Source organism: Bradyrhizobium manausense, assembly GCF_018130615.1.
GTDB lineage: Bacteria > Pseudomonadota > Alphaproteobacteria > Rhizobiales > Xanthobacteraceae > Bradyrhizobium > Bradyrhizobium manausense_A.
The window spans coordinates 117,917-133,461 of the sequence record NZ_JAFCKB010000011.1 but is presented as its reverse complement, the minus strand read 5'-3'; the positions used below and the strand labels follow the sequence as shown (position 1 = coordinate 133,461).

The 15,545-nt window shown below is 58.5% G+C and carries 14 protein-coding genes; 9 read left to right on the top strand and 5 right to left on the bottom strand.

Features of this window, described 5'->3' with window-relative positions; translation table 11 throughout:
* Positions 1–36 precede the first annotated feature (36 nt).
* On the top strand, positions 37–393 hold the full coding sequence (locus JQ587_RS21570; RefSeq protein WP_212426592.1) for a PilZ domain-containing protein: 357 nt from the start codon (positions 37–39) through the stop codon (positions 391–393).
* Positions 394–437: 44 nt separating this feature from the next.
* Here JQ587_RS21570 and JQ587_RS21565 read toward each other — a convergent pair whose 3' ends face one another.
* Positions 438–749: an NIPSNAP family protein gene (locus JQ587_RS21565; protein ID WP_212426591.1), complete on the bottom strand. Its 312-nt coding sequence runs from the start codon at positions 747–749 to the stop codon at positions 438–440.
* Positions 750–1,267: 518 nt separating this feature from the next.
* Here JQ587_RS21565 and JQ587_RS21560 point away from each other — a divergent pair.
* Positions 1,268–2,110 (top strand): class I SAM-dependent methyltransferase, encoded by an 843-nt coding sequence (locus tag JQ587_RS21560; protein ID WP_212426590.1) that lies wholly within the window; start codon positions 1,268–1,270, stop codon positions 2,108–2,110.
* A gap of 669 nt (positions 2,111–2,779) precedes the next feature.
* Here the strand turns inward: JQ587_RS21560 and JQ587_RS21555 are convergent.
* Together JQ587_RS21555 and JQ587_RS21550 are read right to left on the bottom strand one after the other, a co-directional pair.
* Positions 2,780–3,652, bottom strand: a complete 873-nt coding sequence (locus JQ587_RS21555; RefSeq protein ID WP_249154433.1) for a GNAT family N-acetyltransferase — start codon at positions 3,650–3,652, stop codon at positions 2,780–2,782.
* 128 nt (positions 3,653–3,780) lie between these two features.
* A complete protein-coding gene (locus tag JQ587_RS21550; protein ID WP_212426588.1) occupies positions 3,781–5,157 on the bottom strand; it encodes an FAD-binding oxidoreductase in 1,377 nt (458 codons plus the stop codon).
* Between the two features lie 107 nt (positions 5,158–5,264).
* Here JQ587_RS21550 and JQ587_RS21545 point away from each other — a divergent pair, with 107 nt between their 5' ends.
* Positions 5,265–6,173, top strand: coding sequence for a LysR substrate-binding domain-containing protein (locus tag JQ587_RS21545; RefSeq protein ID WP_212426587.1), 909 nt, complete (start codon positions 5,265–5,267; stop codon positions 6,171–6,173).
* Between the two features lie 244 nt (positions 6,174–6,417).
* Positions 6,418–7,362, top strand: coding sequence for a class I SAM-dependent methyltransferase (locus JQ587_RS21540; RefSeq protein ID WP_212426586.1), 945 nt, complete (start codon positions 6,418–6,420; stop codon positions 7,360–7,362).
* A 398-nt stretch (positions 7,363–7,760) separates the two neighbouring features.
* Here JQ587_RS21540 and JQ587_RS21535 read toward each other — a convergent pair whose 3' ends face one another.
* On the bottom strand, positions 7,761–9,086 hold the full coding sequence (locus tag JQ587_RS21535) for an MFS transporter (protein WP_212426585.1): 1,326 nt from the start codon (positions 9,084–9,086) through the stop codon (positions 7,761–7,763).
* Between the two features lie 491 nt (positions 9,087–9,577).
* Between JQ587_RS21535 and JQ587_RS21530 the strand changes: the two genes are divergently transcribed.
* The 4 genes from JQ587_RS21530 to JQ587_RS21515 all read left to right on the top strand — a co-directional run bounded on the left by JQ587_RS21530 (position 9,578) and on the right by JQ587_RS21515 (position 13,084).
* Positions 9,578–10,279 carry a Crp/Fnr family transcriptional regulator gene (locus JQ587_RS21530; RefSeq protein ID WP_212426584.1) on the top strand — a complete coding sequence of 234 codons (702 nt, stop codon included), beginning with the start codon at positions 9,578–9,580 and terminating at the stop codon, positions 10,277–10,279.
* 805 nt (positions 10,280–11,084) lie between these two features.
* Positions 11,085–11,318, top strand: a complete 234-nt coding sequence (locus JQ587_RS36940) for a DUF1127 domain-containing protein (RefSeq protein WP_212426583.1) — start codon at positions 11,085–11,087, stop codon at positions 11,316–11,318.
* 440 nt (positions 11,319–11,758) lie between these two features.
* A complete protein-coding gene (locus tag JQ587_RS21520; protein WP_212426582.1) occupies positions 11,759–11,920 on the top strand; it encodes a hypothetical protein in 162 nt (53 codons plus the stop codon).
* A 582-nt stretch (positions 11,921–12,502) separates the two neighbouring features.
* Positions 12,503–13,084, top strand: a complete 582-nt coding sequence (locus tag JQ587_RS21515) for a hypothetical protein (RefSeq protein ID WP_349629522.1) — start codon at positions 12,503–12,505, stop codon at positions 13,082–13,084.
* Positions 13,085–13,338: 254 nt separating this feature from the next.
* Here the strand turns inward: JQ587_RS21515 and JQ587_RS21510 are convergent, their stop codons facing one another.
* On the bottom strand, positions 13,339–13,785 hold the full coding sequence (locus JQ587_RS21510; RefSeq protein ID WP_212426581.1) for a cupin domain-containing protein: 447 nt from the start codon (positions 13,783–13,785) through the stop codon (positions 13,339–13,341).
* Between the two features lie 115 nt (positions 13,786–13,900).
* Here JQ587_RS21510 and JQ587_RS21505 point away from each other — a divergent pair, with 115 nt between their 5' ends.
* Entirely contained in the window at positions 13,901–15,439 is a 1,539-nt protein-coding gene (locus JQ587_RS21505; protein ID WP_212426580.1) for a winged helix-turn-helix domain-containing tetratricopeptide repeat protein, read from the top strand.
* Positions 15,440–15,545 lie beyond the last annotated feature (106 nt).

Below are 15,545 nucleotides of genomic sequence, written 5' to 3'. Positions count from 1 at the left end.
CATCGATCTCTTAGAGACCGCGCCTACAATTTCGCCATGGAAAACCGTACAGAACCGCGACAGCGTGTCTTCAAGGCCGGGATGATAGAGTTTCCAGGCGGCGCCTTCAGCTGCGTCGTGCGAGATTTGTCTCCTCACGGCGCCAAACTCGATCTGCCGAGCGTCGTCGGCATCCCGCACGAATTCGCCTTGAGCATTCCTAGCGCACAGTTCGTATTCTCCTGTCGCGCGGTGTGGCGCTCCGAGCGGCGCATGCAGCTGAGATATCGGGAGAGCGGAGGAGAGTGTAGCCGCAATCCCTGCTGCTGCGGGGATTGCGGAGCGGCTCGCCGCGAAGCACTTGTTCAACTCGCCGCCTCATTACGGCAAGTGAGATCGGCCTCGCCAGAATAGCCTAGGGCGAGGCCCCCTGCCTACTTCGCCTCTCAGTCAGTCCATCAGATCTCAATTTCAAATGCAGTGTTAGCTCGCACCCATTCCGCCTGTCCGGCCTTCAGCCGTTTGGCTTGCCATTCCATCGTGGTCGGATCGCTTGCGATCGCGGCCATGGTGCGTCCATAGGACTCAAAACTATCGAACCGAACCGAGAAGACAAGGTTTCCGATTTCGCCGCCAACCACGGACCAGTAGCTCACTTCGGCACCGTGCTTTCTCCAGAGTGCCGCCGCTTCCTTTGATATCTGCATAATGGTCTCAAGGCTGCTGCCGGGCCGCGGCTTGGAAACGTATTGAACGACGACTGCGGGCATGCTTCCCTCCCGTGCTGATGATCTCCAGTATCAACTTCTAGTCTGGCCGGTCCGGCAAGGCCTCGGATCCGCGGCCGCAGCGCCCTCAAAGCAGAGCCCGCCTCCGTGCTCCAGCATAAATGTGGCTATGCAACTAAACCTGCTGGCTCCGGTTGATGTCGATCCTATGGCTGCGTACGTGCGCTGAGGAGCCAATAATTTTTTGAGCGGCCGGTGAACCTTCGCAGTCGATCTGAGACTAAGTCTTCGCGGACTTCTGGCCCTGGGAGAGCGCTGTAACGTGGTCGTAGTGCGCGCCAGCGCCGCCAATTCTGACCGTCAGCCACTACGTCGACAGTCCCGTCCTGTGTCAGTTCGGACGGTCCAAGCCACTCGTCTCCGACTTGTGTCTCGTGCCGCTTGAGCCAGCGCATCTCCAAGGATAGCGTGCCCGCGAGCCGGTGATCGACCATATTGCCAAGTGCAGGAGCAGATGATTCCTGCACTGGCGGGTAAGATCAATTTGAAGGAGGCGGATCATGTCTGGCGCAGAGCTATCAAGCAACGATGCGGAGCGGCTGCGCGCCTTCGAACGGCACGGCCATGATGCGCTGGCGACGAGCTATCACGACTTCTTTTCCGCGATCACCGGCCTCGCGATCAATCCGCTTCTCGAAGCGGCGCATCTGCGCCTCGGTACGCGTCTGCTGGATGTCGCGACTGGACCGGGCGCTCTCGCAGCCGAGGCGGCAAATCGCGGCGTGCGTGCAGTTGGCATCGACTTGTCGCCGCGGATGATAGAATTGGCGCAGCGACTTTATCCGAAGATCGAATATCGTGTGGCCGACGTAGAACATCTCCCCTTTCCTGATCAAACGTTTGGCGCCGTGGTCTGCGCTTTTGGCCTTGGACATTTTCCACGGCCAGAACTTGCCGTCGCAGAGTGCGTACGAGTTTTGTCGCGCGGCGGACGCGTTGCACTCGCGTGGTGGGATGATCCGTCGCGCCAACGTATTCAAGGCATCTTCCGTGAAGCCATTGCCGACATTGGCGTGTCGGCACCGCTGGACGTACCACAGGGCCATAACGTGTTTCGTTACTCGAACTCGGGCGAATTCCTCCGGTTACTCCACGGAGTTGGCCTCACGGACGTGAAGGTCACAGAACATACCACATCGTACTTAATCCCCGATACCGAGGCCCTTTGGCAAGGCGGCTTGGGCAGCCTTGTTCTCACCGGCGCTCTCATAAGAAATCAAGATCAGGCAAGCCGAGACGCGATCCGCGCAGCGTTCGAACGTCGCGCCAGTGTCTATAGATCAGCCGATGGACTGAAGCTGCCTATCGCGTTCAAGGTTGGGGCTGGCCAGCGCCCCGCCTGATACGTGCTTGCCGCCTGGTTACTTGCGTACTCTTCAGAGCGCCGCAAATTATTCGGCTTTGACCCTGAACGCTTCGGCGACCAACCGACGGACGATCCTTTCAACAGGCCTCAATCGCTCGCGCATGAGCGCGAAGAGAAGCATCAACCAAGTCGCGAGGGCCGCGCACCACAACAGGGCTTCCAATGTCTTAGGCATAACACGCTCCTAGAAATACTTCCTGAAATGACAAGCAGTGTTTCTGATCGTGGCCATCCTGACAAGTCTTCTTAAAACAGAGATGCCAATAGGAGGAAGCCAGCATGCGGGCTTCTGAGCAGCCTTCGCTCTGGAAGTTCCCGAACGAGTCCCACTTTGCAAGGTTACCTCGAAGCCGCCCCGTGGGCTGTAGCAACAGAAATTCAAAGGCCCCTTCCCTCAATCAGCATGCAGAACAATCTTCACCAGGGTCGATGGGCCGCGTTGCTTTCAGATCTATTGCCGTTTCGACTTAGCCCAATCGTCGGTTATGCGAGTTTCCCCCCCGTTCTTCCCATTGACTCGAGTTGGGCCTCTTCTACAAGAACTTACAAGGCGATAGCCGCACGTCCATTTCCAAAAGGCCGCGGTTCCGATGTAGGAAATAGTGCCAGCCGCGCCGATTTTGCGTGTTTTCAACGGGTGAAACCCCTACATGAATCCGGGATTGCGCGGCAAATAGCAGATCCAATCCCCGAATTGCCGGTTCGACATCAACAACATCGGGAACGTTATACGCATTCCGTGGTCCGTCGCTATTTTGAGCGCTGGCTCGCTCGCGCCTGGTACGAAGGCCGAAATGATTGGAGAACTGCTTTCTGCTGCGAACGATAGTGCGGCCGTAAACGCGGGACCGACGAGATCTGGCCGACGGACCGCAAGCGGGCCAATGTGTCCATCAGAAATGTAGACATATCCCACGTACTCGCCACCAGCATGGATGGTGAACGCGCTCGTCGTGCTGTCTCCCAGGAGATATCGATGATGCTTCTCTCTAGAAACGCTGAGAGCATTGGCATCAATGAGCGCGAGCTCATCGAATCTGGCTGTCTTCATGTTCATAGGCTCGAGATGTAACCGCGCCGCAGCCAACCGTGAGGTAAGGCGGTCACGAGGCACGCTGACCATGTAGATCGGAAAGCGCGGGAATATTCCGTGACGGATGTAAAGCCCCTGAGACGCGTTGTTGAACGTAAAGGTGATCAACGCCTTAATGGATGCTCCGCGCAGTTGCGCGTGAGCGAACGTCTTTCGGATGAGCTCATTACCGATGCCGTCGCTCTGGCGATCAGGCGCGACGAACAACTGTGCTAAGAACCAAAGCTCACCGCAAACCCAGCTCCAGGCGAAGCCAGCTATTTCTCCATCGTCATCTGCGACCCATAGGCCTTCGGTGTCGTCCCTTAGCGAGAAAGCCTGGAAATTCGGAGGACGAGAGGATGCCATTTTTCCGAAGCCCCGCCGTTCAGTGAGTTCATTGATGCTGGCAACAACGATCTCTTCTGCTCGTTTCAAGTCGTCCATCCGAGCCGGTCGACACACCACGACCATTTTCAGTCCTCCCTCCGGAATGACGAGCGAGTCTGCCACATCATATGGGCCATGAACTTGACCCCGAATCCTGATTAGAGATGCGAGCTTCTCTCTCGTGATCAGGCGAGTGGCCGGATGTTCTGGTTCATACGAAAGAAGTTGTTCGGATCGTACTTCGTTTTGATCTGCTGCAAACGCCGGTAATTCTGGCCGTAGGCAGCGACAACGGAGTCGCGTGCCTCATCGTCGTCGAGATAATTCACATATCGGCCGGGAGCGAAGAAGGGTCGCATGCTTTCATACGTTTCGCGCGCCCAGGCGACGCAGCGGTTTGTGTCGCTAGGCTGCATCCATTGCGCGAGAACCAAGAAGTTATAGCCCTTCTGCCTATGTGGGAAGGCCGTATCTCCCGCGCCAACGCGGGTCGCCGCGCCGTGGATGTGTTCAAGAAGCAGCTGCCCCATCGGAGTCGGGCAGCGCGCAAAACAATCGGTCATGGTCGCAATTGCAGCATCGCTCAGCTCCTTGAGAAAGTTCGATTTCCAATAGTTAAGGGCGCCTCTGGGATAGTTGGCGTCGAGCATGCTGTTGAGCTGGCAATAGGGCATCGGCCCGACGAGATCCATGATCGGAGCACCGAACTGCTTAAGCGGCCGCACGGCTCGCTCGGCGTCGGCCGGCTGTCCGCAGTGGCAGGTGACCAAGGCGGCTACTTCCGCGCCAGACCCGTCAGGCGCGTGCGTCAGGGTCGCGAACAGCGTGTGCTCGTCCGTTAGCGATCGTGCGCTAGCCCGGAAAAATTCGAGCACGTCACGCGAGCGCTCGATGGGATGGATGATCGGGCCGCCGGTAATGATTGGACCGACGGTATGAAGGTCGTACTCGAGGCTGGTGGCGATCCCGAAGTTTCCACCGCCACCGCGGAGACCCCAGAACAGGTCCGGCTCCTCTTGCTTGCTGGCTCGCAAGACCTTTCCTTCGGCGGTGACGAGTTCGACAGCCCGCAAATTATCGAGTGCCAGACCATACTTGCCCATCAGCCAGCCCAATCCGCCGCCAAGGGTCAGTCCGGCGATCCCGGTGGTCGAGACCACGCCACCGGTGACCGCAAGCCCGTAAAGTTGCGTTTCGCGGTTGACCTCACCCCAGGTGACCCCGCCCTGCGCCCACACCGTCTTGGCGACGGGGTCGACCCGGACGCCCTTCATGAGCGAGAGGTCGATCACGACCCCGCCGTCGATGGTCGCGCGACCTGCGACATTATGGCCCCCGCCACGAACGGCGACCTCAAGGCCAAGCTTGGTGGCAAGAGCAACGGCGTCCACGACGTCGGCCACACCGTGGCATCTGGCAATCAACGCTGGCCGCTTGTCGACGAGCCCGTTGTGAACCTTTCTCGCCACATCGTAGCCCTCGTCCGCTGGCATGAGTAGTTGTCCTTGGAAGGAGGCGCTGAGGTCTGCGGCAGCGCTGGCGACAGATGCGATGGACGACATGACACGGTCTCCTCGGTTGAACCCACCTATTCCTCAATCCTGGACCGGCACGGAGCAAATCCGAAGAATTCAGCTGACGATGAATTAATTTCATCTAGACTAGTCGCATGCACAAGCTGCCGCCGCTGATCGAACTTCGCGCGTTTGAAGCTGCTGCCCGCCATCTTAGCTTCAAGAAGGCGGCCGAGGAACTTGGCGTCACCCCAACGGCGATCAGCCACCAGATCGGGTTGCTTGAGCAGTATTGCGGTCGCGCTCTTTTCCGGCGGAGACCACGACCTCTTTCGCTGACTTATGCCGGAGCGCAGCTATTCCCTGCCATTCGCGGTGGGCTCGAGGTATTCGCTGCAGCCGTTGCGGCGGTCAAGAAGGATAACGACCAGCAGCCCCTTCGGGTGACAACAACTAACGCATTCGCCAGCCGCTGGCTCGTGCCCCGCCTGCCTCTGTGGCGGAAATTGCATCCCAATGTGCCGCTAGAAGTGATTGGGACAGACACAGTGCTCGATCTGCAAGCCGGAGATGGCGATGTCGCCATCCGCTATGCAACCAGCCGAGTGCAGCCGACAGACGGAATCGTCGATGAACTCTTCGGCGATATGTTCTGGCCTGTCTGCAATCCAGCTTTGCTTTCGACAGGACGGCTGAAGAGACCAGTCGATCTCGCAAATCACGTTCTGATCCATTCCTATTGGTCGCCGGCCGATCGTGAGCCTCCCACGTGGCAGAGATGGCTTGCTGCGGCCAAGCGCAGGTGGCGCGAGGTCCCTCAATACAAGGACATGCAGCACTTGAGCTTCCGCGAGGAGCTGCACGCCATCGAGGCGGTGATCGCCGGCCAGGGAGTCGGGATTTTCAGCGATGTGCTGGTGGCACAAGAACTAGCCGGCGGCACGCTGGTGAAAGCATTCAATTTGAGCCTGCCTGGCTACAGCTTCTATGTGGTGAGCAGGTCAAGCCATCCGCGCGCAAAGACGATACGGGCTTTCTCGGCTTGGTCGCGGTCGACTGCTTGATGCGGTGCTCTTGTCTGAAACGCCCACTGCGGGTCAAGAGCACCGATCGTACGCCGCAGGAGCCGCTTCCGGCTCACTCTGCACGGATGGAGCGGCGTGCACGTCGCGATGGCGCCGCGTTAGTCGACATTCAGGGCCAGACCGGACCTGGCCGAGACGCGCCCAAATCGACGCGAATGACCCACAGCCCACATGAGCTAGCAACACGTTTCGGCAGAGAACTCAGACTTGCGCCCCTAGCATCGTGCTCGCTAAACTTGATTTGATTTTTCGGGATTTATTTGTCGATCCGGCGCTTGGCACTTCGAAGGCGCGTCATTTCCCGGCCGTCCATCTGAACTTTGGAGCAGTCTTCATGAATGACTCCCCCTCGCAGTTGTTTTATTTCTACAATCGTCATCCCATCTCGCGCGACATCATCATCGCTAAACTGCGAGCAAGCCGCGGTCATCTCGACAACCTGCGCCCGGAAGACCTGTATGCGCACGACCAGGACCACTATGGTGGTCTCAACGCCACGGACGAACTAGCGCGACACGCGCAAATCGGTCCCGGAACGGCCGTCGCCGACTTTTGCGCGGGTCTTGGCGGGACCGTACGCTATCTCGCTCACAAATACGGAGCCAACGTCACCGGCGTCGAATTTACTCCTGTGCGCGCTGCAGGTGCGCAAGAACTGACCAGGCTGGTCGGCCTTCAGGAGACGGCGCGGATCGTTGAGGGCAACGTGATGGACGCCCCACTGGCCGACGCGAGCGTCGACGTGGTCGTCAGCCAGGAATCATTCTGTCACATCCCGGATGTGACAAAGGCACTGGCCGAAGCCAAACGCATTCTGAGGACAGGGGGCCGATTGGCCTTCACGGATTGGGTGGCCAATCAACCGCTTGCAGCCGCGGACGCGCAACTGATGTGGGACGGGATGGCAATTCAGCCGCTCCGTTCGATTTCGGACTACCGGCACCTGGTCGAGGGCGTTGGCTTGAGGGTGCTTTCGATCACTGATTTGACCGAAGAATGGAGGCCCATTCTCAAAGAACGGCTCGCCATGTACCAACGGCTCCGCGAGGAAGCGCGGCAGTCCGGAACGCCCGTGGGACACGACGCATTTCACGAGTCCTACATTCGGTTTGTCGATCTCATTCAAGAGCGCAAGCTCGGCGGTCTCAGAATTGTAGCGGACAAGTAGGCGGCAACATTCCGTCCGCGCCGATGGGCCGGTCGAATAGGTCGGCGTATGTCGCCTCGCGGCTCGTTTGAGGCTTGCGATGAGCACTGAAGATGTCCGCTCATCGGGCCTGACCGGAAACCATTCGGCAGGACTAAACCGGCGCTCATGACCCATCTGCGACATCGATGCGTCGAGTTTGTTGTGGTGCACAACACTGGGATATGCGGCGCGGTGGATAAGCCGGCGCGCAGCTTGAATCGCCAGACTTGTTGAGGGCCACCGACAGGTCGTGCTGGAGTCGGCGCAATAGTAACCCGAGGAAGCGGAGCGCCCGGCCTGCGGGTCCGGCTTCGGAGGTCGGCGCCCATGGTGGATCACGATGAATCTAGGTCTCCGCTGGGGCCCGACCTATCGCGTCAAAGGTGATCGCGCGCGAAATCGCGATCCTTGACGTCCGGCAGGAGCGCTGTGCTGACAATGCTGACAATCGCGCAGCCGAAGATGTAGAGCGCGATGACATAGCCCGAACCTGTGGCGGCCAATAGCGCTGTCGCGATCATCGGCGCCGGCCCGCCGGCAGCCACCGCAGCCAGTTGAAAACCGATCGAGGCGCCGCTGTAGCGCAGGCGGGGCGTGAATACTTCGGCAGTCAGCGCTGCCAGCGGCCCCCACATCAAGTCATGGAAAAACAATGCGAGGATGGTCGCCATGATCACCAGGCCGGGCACAGCGCTGTTGAGCATCGCGAAATAGGGAAACGCGAAGAGCCCAGTGGCGGCCGCGCCGAAAACATAAACCCGCTTGCGGCCGAGCCGGTCAGACAGATAGCCGGATAACGGGATCGTGAAGAACGATATGAACGAGCCGATCAGAAGCGCTATCAGAATGAAGTCGCGCGACAGGTGAACGACCTGTGTGCCGTAGGGGAAGATGAAGGCGAGGTAGATGAAGACCGGCGCCATCTCGCCCATGCGCACGAGCGCGGTGAGGGCGATCTCCCTCGGTTGGCGTTTGAATACCTCGACGACGGGCGCGCGCGCCACCCGCTCCTCGGCGATCACTCGCTCGAAGATCGGTGTCTCGAGGATACCGAGGCGGATCCACAAGCCGATTGCGAACATAACAATGCTCAGCCAGAACGGGACGCGCCAGCCCCAGCTCAGGAACTCTTCTCCTGACATCTGGCTGAACGCCAGGATCGCCAGGGTCGCCAAGAAGAACCCGGCCGGCCCGCCTAATTGCGGCCAAGCCGCGATGATCCCGTGATTCCGGTTGGTGTGCGCCCACTCCATCGACATCAGGACCGAGCCGCCCCATTCACCGCCGGCACCGATTCCCTGAACAAACCGCAGGACGACCAGCAAGACCGCGCCCCAAACGCCGATCTGCTCATAGGTCGGGACGCAGCCTACCAGGAAGGTCGACAAGCCAGTTAGCAATAGCGTCGCGATCAGCGCCGCCTTGCGGCCGATGCGATCGCCGTAATGGCCGAAGATCGCCGCGCCGATCGGTCGAGCGACAAAGCCGACTGCGAAAGTGGCGAACGCCTGCAGCGTGGCGGTGAGCGGTTCGGACGACGGAAAATACAGTTTAGCGAAGATGATCGCGGCCATTTGGCCATACAGCAGGAAATCGTACCATGCGATCGTCGTGCCGACCGTGCTGGCGATGACCGCCCGGCGCAGGTGGGTGCGATGCTCGAGCTCGGACACCGGTACGACGGGGATTTCAGCAGCCGTCATGACGATCCTCCCGTGCCGGGCATCGGCCGGCCGAGGCCAGTAACCGTGTCGTTGCGGGTCGACGATAACATTGGCCACGGGCCAATGCACTCGGCTAGCATCCCACCCTCGCCGCTTGCCCTCGCTGACGAGTTGATCGAGTAGGACCGAGTTCGGCGCACGCACTTCGCTGCACATGCTAAGGTCTCGAACTGGCGCGACCCAAAGATTCGGTGCGCTTCCCTGATGTCGGGTGTCGGGGCGACCGGAAAAACATTTGTTCAATCCGAGCCTTATGGATCATGATCCGATTCGGACCTTGGCTCTGGTCAGTGCTGTCGTCTCGCGGTTGCGATGGCGACGGTGTAATTCAATAAGACGTCTGCTCGGCGAGGGAGAGCCGGAGTGTTTGCCTCGATTGTTCTGCTTTTGGAAGCAGTGCTCGTAACATGGGATGATCGGGGTCCAGATTCCCATCGGCGGATTGAGTACTATCCGAGGCAACGAGCCCCATGCACCCTGGCCAGCAGTTGGAGTTTTTAAAGCGCGTCCAGATCCTCGCTGGTATATCGCAGGTATCTTTGGAGGAGCTCGCCAAGACGTGCAGGTGGCATACTTACAAACGCGGTGAAGAAATACTCGGGTATCGCGATCCTTCGAACAATGTATTCTTTCTTGTCTCCGGCAGGGTCCGCGCAATCATCCACTCGGCACGTGGGAAAGCTATCATCCTTAGGGACCTTAGGACGGGCGACATTTTTGGTGAGATTTCTGCCATCGACGGGAGCCCACGATCGGCATCGATCGAGGCACTGGAGGCAGCCACCGTTGCGACCCTGACCTCTAGTCAGTTTGAAAATCTGCTGCTCAACGAGCCAAGCGTCGCAATGGCAACGTTGCGCCACATCGCGGGTGAACTGAGAAGATTGTCGCAACGCGTGCTCGAGTTCAGCACACTTGTTGTGCAAAACCGAATTCAGGCGGAATTGCTCCGTCTGGCGGCTGAGGCTGATAGAGACGGAGCGCAACCGTTGTTGTCGCCGGCCCCATCGCTTTCCGACATCGCCAACCGTGTTAGCACTCATAGAGAAGCAGTTTCTCGGGAGGTAAGCCGTCTCACTTCGATCGGTCTGTTGCGTCGCGAGGGACGTAACCTGCGGGTCACCGACATCGGCCGTCTAGAGAAGCTTGTGCGCGACATCAAGGGCGAGTAGCCCATCTCTGGCTTCCTGGCGCGATGTGGCATGCGATGCCGGCGATGGGCCGATCCCACCGCTCAGATTTTTTTTCATACATTGGCAAAACTCAATGCTCGGTGCCGTTCCTGGGCGTAGCCTCGCCTCACCGCGGCGACGACCATCATGTCTCAATCGGCTTACCGAAAGGCAAGAGTAACGAACGGAGCAAGTCGATGCAGAGGTACTTTGCACCGGTAGCCCTCGGTCACACCTGGACTTAAATGGGCCCCTAACCTCGACCGGCGGAGCTAGCTTGTGAAAGGGCTCACATTACACGCGGGCGAATTGATTTAGTCATTTTGAAATTGTGGTGCGAATATTCTGTTTGGTTTGAGGAGGAGGATTGCCATGAAGAAAATGTTCTTGGCGGCCGCTGTTGCGGCAGTGATGGTAGTCGGCTCCCGGGCAGGGGCCGCAGAGCCTCCAAGCTTTGAATTGAAAGGCCTTCCGATCACGCGACATCAGGTCGCAGTAATGGGAGCGCAAGATGTTAAGGAACAGCCGGCGACCCCAGCGCTGATGTACGGCGGGATGCCGGCGTCTCCGCATCAGATCGCCGTCCTGACGCCGCGACCCAGCATGACAGCGACGGCAACGACCGTGAAGCTGACCACAGTCGGCTTGTCAGAGCGATAAGGCGACGGCGGCGCTCGCTGGTGTGATGGCTTCGGTGGTCATCTGCTTCGCTGCCATCACAACCTAATTGTAGGACTGCACCCGCAAACAAGGCGGCGGCGATAATGCGTCTGCCGGCCCGAGTTGGGACTCCGGAGATTGCACAATGAGCACAACCTATAGAGCATTAGGATGTGACAGACGGCTGGCTTCTGGACGGCGCGTCGTCAGCTTTTTGGAAAGATATTGGGAAGCGTTTCAAGAAGGGCGCGAACGCGAGGGGCTACGCGCCGCTCTGTCCGATCTAAGTGATAGGGAACTGATGGACATCGGTACTTCGCGTGGCGAGATCGACTACGTCGCCTCGAACCGAGGTAGCGACCCGCGAGGCGTCCGATAAATGCAAGGAGAGTGCCATGCCAACTCGTTGTTCGCATCGGTCTCCCGGAGACCACGACCTCGCGATGCGCTTCCTTCAAGTCGATCGCTCCTGGTATGAAAGCTATTGGCTCGAGGAGCCCAAGCGGCAATCGGCCGGCATGATCGCTCGAAATTTTACGACCGCAGCGTCGTGCGTTCGCCCAGCTTGGGACCGCTTAGCCTCAGTCCGGCGAGCGGTGTTGGCGATGGCCCTGACAACCAAAACCAGTCCCGGAATACGACAGTCGTGAATCTGCATTTCGTCTCCCAGGAGAGGATGCGCGACCAAATTACCATCCCCAGGTTAGCGGTCGGCGAGCTGTCGGAGCGGAAAGGCCAGGGCCGCGACCTGCGGATCTGCCTATCGGGGCATCGCGCTGAGGTGCATCTTTCTTGACCATGTCCCAACGACATCAGAACTTGGCTGACGCTTCGGAACTACAGATTCATGGCATCGTGGCGATGATCGCCACTGCAACGCTGCTGAACTTGCTCGACATCAAATCCAGACAGCAACAACGACAACGCTTCGACGACATTGCAGGTCTCGGGTCGGTTGGGTGCCACCTCTCTGACGCCTGATTTCGCGAAGTGCTAAGGTGGGTGTCCGGTGCGGTTTTCCTCCGAGGCCTCAATGTATGTCCGGTCTGACCTCACAACTGCTGACGCCCCGGACGCCCTTGATCTTCGCCTTCGGACCAACATAGCTGAGACCCGGGCAAATCGACGCGAATGATCCACATCCGACCTTCGGTGTTGAACGAATTCGCTCTGAGTGCTATCTTTTTATGACATCATTCCTCTTAGGTCTGATGGGGCAGGTGATCACAGGTTTACGGACTGCCGCCTGCCATTTTTGGAAATTGGAATACTTGAGCCATAGGCCCCGCCTTCGGACCCATTTCTAGGTCGGCCGGGGAATGTTCATGGACGTCATTCCCCTCCGTTCTTCCCCAGACTCGGAGGCGGGCCTTTTTCAGTCAAGCGTTACCAAAAAGCGATTTCGTCATGTCTATTCAGACAAACCGAGCCGCTCGCAAGGCAGGCAGTGATCTTCCAATTGTAGGACAAGCGGGCCGTCACTTAGTGACACCCGTGATATGTGCAGCATTCGTCCTTCAATTCGCGAACGTCGCTTGGGCTCAATGTACAGCTAGAGACGTCTTGCAGAACCAGCTAAAACTTAAGACGCGCTCAGCTCCAGCGTCCCAACATCCTATCAGGTCCGCTCGCGATGTTGCGACATGGAAGACGATTACAATCGGCGCCTTTGCCGACTCTCTTACGCTGCGCAACGAGTTGGATAGTAAGGGCTGCAATGTCGGTGGTCAGGCTGCTGAAATTCTTGCTCGTCCGACGTTCACCGTTGGCTCGCAGAAGACAAATGTGGAGCTTGCCAATGTATCGCCAGCCCAGCTTGGGTTCACGTCCGATAGCGTTACATTGGCTGACGTCTACGCGCGCGCCCAACAGCTCGGCCTTGGACTTGCTGCGGCCGAAGTGGGTCCTCAATTGCGTATCCAATATTTCGACCAGCCCATCGGTGAATTTCTCATCATCGGAATGGAGCCGATCAAGACATGGAGCGGCGAGCCAATTATTCTGAATGTGGCAAATGGCGGCGCCGGATTGATCCTAATTGGCCAGGACGGTCGAGCCGAAGCGGAGATACCCGTGACATCTCGTTTCGTTTTCGCCCGATCCCGTCAACCCGCAGCTAGCACCGAACTCGTCGGATCAAGGTAGCAGGATTTCTGCCACCGTGAACGGACTAACGTGTTAGCGTCGAATGACGGCTTGTAGCCCGAAGGCGCAGATCGCAAGGGCCTCCGGGGTGTCAGCAGTTGAGGTCAAACCGGACGTAACTGAGACCCGGCGGGCGGGCAGATCAGCGCGCGAGAATCGCGGCGATAAGCGCACCCAACAAGATTAACACAGTCGATATTCGCTTTTGCATAAGCCCCGCTGGATCTGATCCAGCGGGGGCCCCGTGGAGATTTCTACGGCACCTTGCGGTCCATCTCAGGTCTTAAAACGACGCTTTCCTGTGCTGTCGCTTCGTTGCGCGAGCCAATGAACACTGCGGGTTGTGCGCCTCGGTTCACCGCAACGTGCAACATGTTTGCGGGAATGAAAATGTAATCCCCTGGACGCACGATGTCGCGATATTGAAGTTGGTCGCCGGTCCATAGTTCCATTTCGTCGCCGCTGAGCATGTAGAGCGCAGTTTCATGGTACTCGTGCACGTGTGCCAGCGTTCGCTTCCCGGCCGGAAGCGTGATCATCCCGAGCCACAGCGATCGTGAGCCCACTGTTTCTGCGCTCACTCCGGGCTGGTAATCGCTGCCTTGTTCTGCGCGGTAGCCAGCGCCGTTCTTGACGACAGAGGCTTTATGCGCCGCAGCAATCGCGGTGCTCTTGCTCTGGGTGACTTCAAGGACCGTCATTTAACCCTCCTATGGTGAGAGATCCACGCACCAAATTCTCCCATCAGCTCTCGAAAAATCTTGAACGCCAAGCCGAAATGTTCCGAAAATTTGCAAAACCCGCTAGTCTCGCGGCATGTCTAAAGATTTAGCCTTCGGCCCATTTGTCCTTGATAGACGACGCGGAAGCCTTTTTCGAGAGGGCCGGTCTGTAGCCATCAGCAGCAAGGGTTTTCGGTTGCTTGAGACGCTGATCGGCTCCCCGGATCGAGTGCTGACGAAAGACGAATTATTGCAGGCGGCCTGGGGCGACACGGCAGTCGAGGAGAGCAATCTTTCGGTCCAGATCGCCGCGCTGAGAAAGCAACTTGGCGCTACTCCAGAAGGGGGAGACTGGATCACCACGGTTCCACGAGTCGGCTATCGGTTCGTCGGGCCGGCAACGGAACCGATGCAACAGACCGCTGAGACGAAGGCGGCTGAGCATAGGCCGTCGATCGCTGTTCTGCCGTTCCTCAATTTGAACGGCGAGAAAAAACAAGAATATTTCGCCGATGGCATCACCGAGGATATCATCACCGCTCTGACGCGGTTTCGCTGGCTCTCAGTGATCGCTCGCAACTCAAGCTTTGCCTACAAACACAAAGCGTTTGACGCAAAGCAGATCGCTCAGGAGCTCGGCATCGAGTATCTGATCGAGGGAAGCGTACGCAAGTCCGCTCAGAAGGTCCGGATTTCGGCACAGCTCGTAGAGGCCGCATCAGCAAAGCATATCTGGGCTGAGCGCTACGACCTCGAATTGACCGAGCTGTTTGCAGTTCAAGACGAAATCGCAGAACGTGTAGCGGGCGCTATTGAACCGGAGCTGCTCAAAACAGAAGGCGCGCAAGCGGCTGCTCGGCACACGGGCAACATGACGGCTTGGGACATCGTACGGCGGGGGACATGGTATTTTCACCAGGTGACTCTCGAGAATCACCTGAAAGCCCGGGAGCTTTTTCGTCAGGCTGCCAGGCTCGATCCCGAACTTCCAGAGGGGCATCTTTGGCTCGGTCGAGTCAGCGCCGGCCTGGTCGCCTATAGCTGGTCGGACAATCGTGCGGCAGATTTGCACGAAGGCACTCTAGCAGCTTTGTTGGCCGTTCAGCTGGACGGACGAAATCCTTATGCACACTACTCGCTTGCGATCGTCAGTGCATATGCAGGCGAGTTCGAGCAGGCAATTAGCGCCGCCAGAAAAGCGATTGAAATCAGCCCCAGCTTTGCCTTAGGTCATCTAGTCCTGGGAATGGCTCTCCTGTTCAGCGGACGCGCAGCGGACGCAATTGCGCCTCTTGAATGCGGGTTGCGACTGAGCGCTTACGATCCACAAAATTTCGTCTGGTTCAACATTCTTGCGCTGGCGCGGCTTTTCTCCGGACGCGCGGAAGCGGCTCTGGAAGCAGCAGCGCGCGCTCTGCAGGTCCGGCCGACTTGGCGGACTAGCCTGGAAGTGCTCGCCTGTTGTTATGCGGCGCTTGGAAAATGGGACGAAGCACGGCGCTGCGCGCTACAGATGCTCGGCAGTTCAGGGCAGCCCGGCGGGGTGCTGGAACCGCTCAAGGCCCACAATCCGGCGTGGGCACAGCAGATGATCAGTAGTGTCCAAAGGGCGCAGGCTAGTACGCCGCCGTGACGCTGATGCCGCGTTCTGGCCCATTCCGGTCGATGGAGATGCTGAAACTCAGGTCAGCTTGTTGGGGTAGACCGGAAGCAACCCTTCTTCCCCTCCGAAGGGCGCT

Bases quoted from the DNA above. Each gene is read 5' to 3' on its own strand.
- JQ587_RS21570 (WP_212426592.1), top strand. From the start codon at position 37: ATGGAAAACCGTACAGAACCGCGACAGCGTGTCTTCAAGGCCGGGATG.
- JQ587_RS21565 (WP_212426591.1), bottom strand. From the start codon at position 749: ATGCCCGCAGTCGTCGTTCAATACGTTTCCAAGCCGCGGCCCGGCAGC.
- JQ587_RS21560 (WP_212426590.1), top strand. From the start codon at position 1,268: ATGTCTGGCGCAGAGCTATCAAGCAACGATGCGGAGCGGCTGCGCGCC.
- JQ587_RS21555 (WP_249154433.1), bottom strand. From the start codon at position 3,652: ATGGACGACTTGAAACGAGCAGAAGAGATCGTTGTTGCCAGCATCAAT.
- JQ587_RS21550 (WP_212426588.1), bottom strand. From the start codon at position 5,157: ATGTCGTCCATCGCATCTGTCGCCAGCGCTGCCGCAGACCTCAGCGCC.
- JQ587_RS21545 (WP_212426587.1), top strand. From the start codon at position 5,265: ATGCACAAGCTGCCGCCGCTGATCGAACTTCGCGCGTTTGAAGCTGCT.
- JQ587_RS21535 (WP_212426585.1), bottom strand. From the start codon at position 9,086: ATGACGGCTGCTGAAATCCCCGTCGTACCGGTGTCCGAGCTCGAGCAT.
- JQ587_RS21530 (WP_212426584.1), top strand. From the start codon at position 9,578: ATGCACCCTGGCCAGCAGTTGGAGTTTTTAAAGCGCGTCCAGATCCTC.
- JQ587_RS36940 (WP_212426583.1), top strand. From the start codon at position 11,085: ATGAGCACAACCTATAGAGCATTAGGATGTGACAGACGGCTGGCTTCT.
- JQ587_RS21510 (WP_212426581.1), bottom strand. From the start codon at position 13,785: ATGACGGTCCTTGAAGTCACCCAGAGCAAGAGCACCGCGATTGCTGCG.
- JQ587_RS21505 (WP_212426580.1), top strand. From the start codon at position 13,901: ATGTCTAAAGATTTAGCCTTCGGCCCATTTGTCCTTGATAGACGACGC.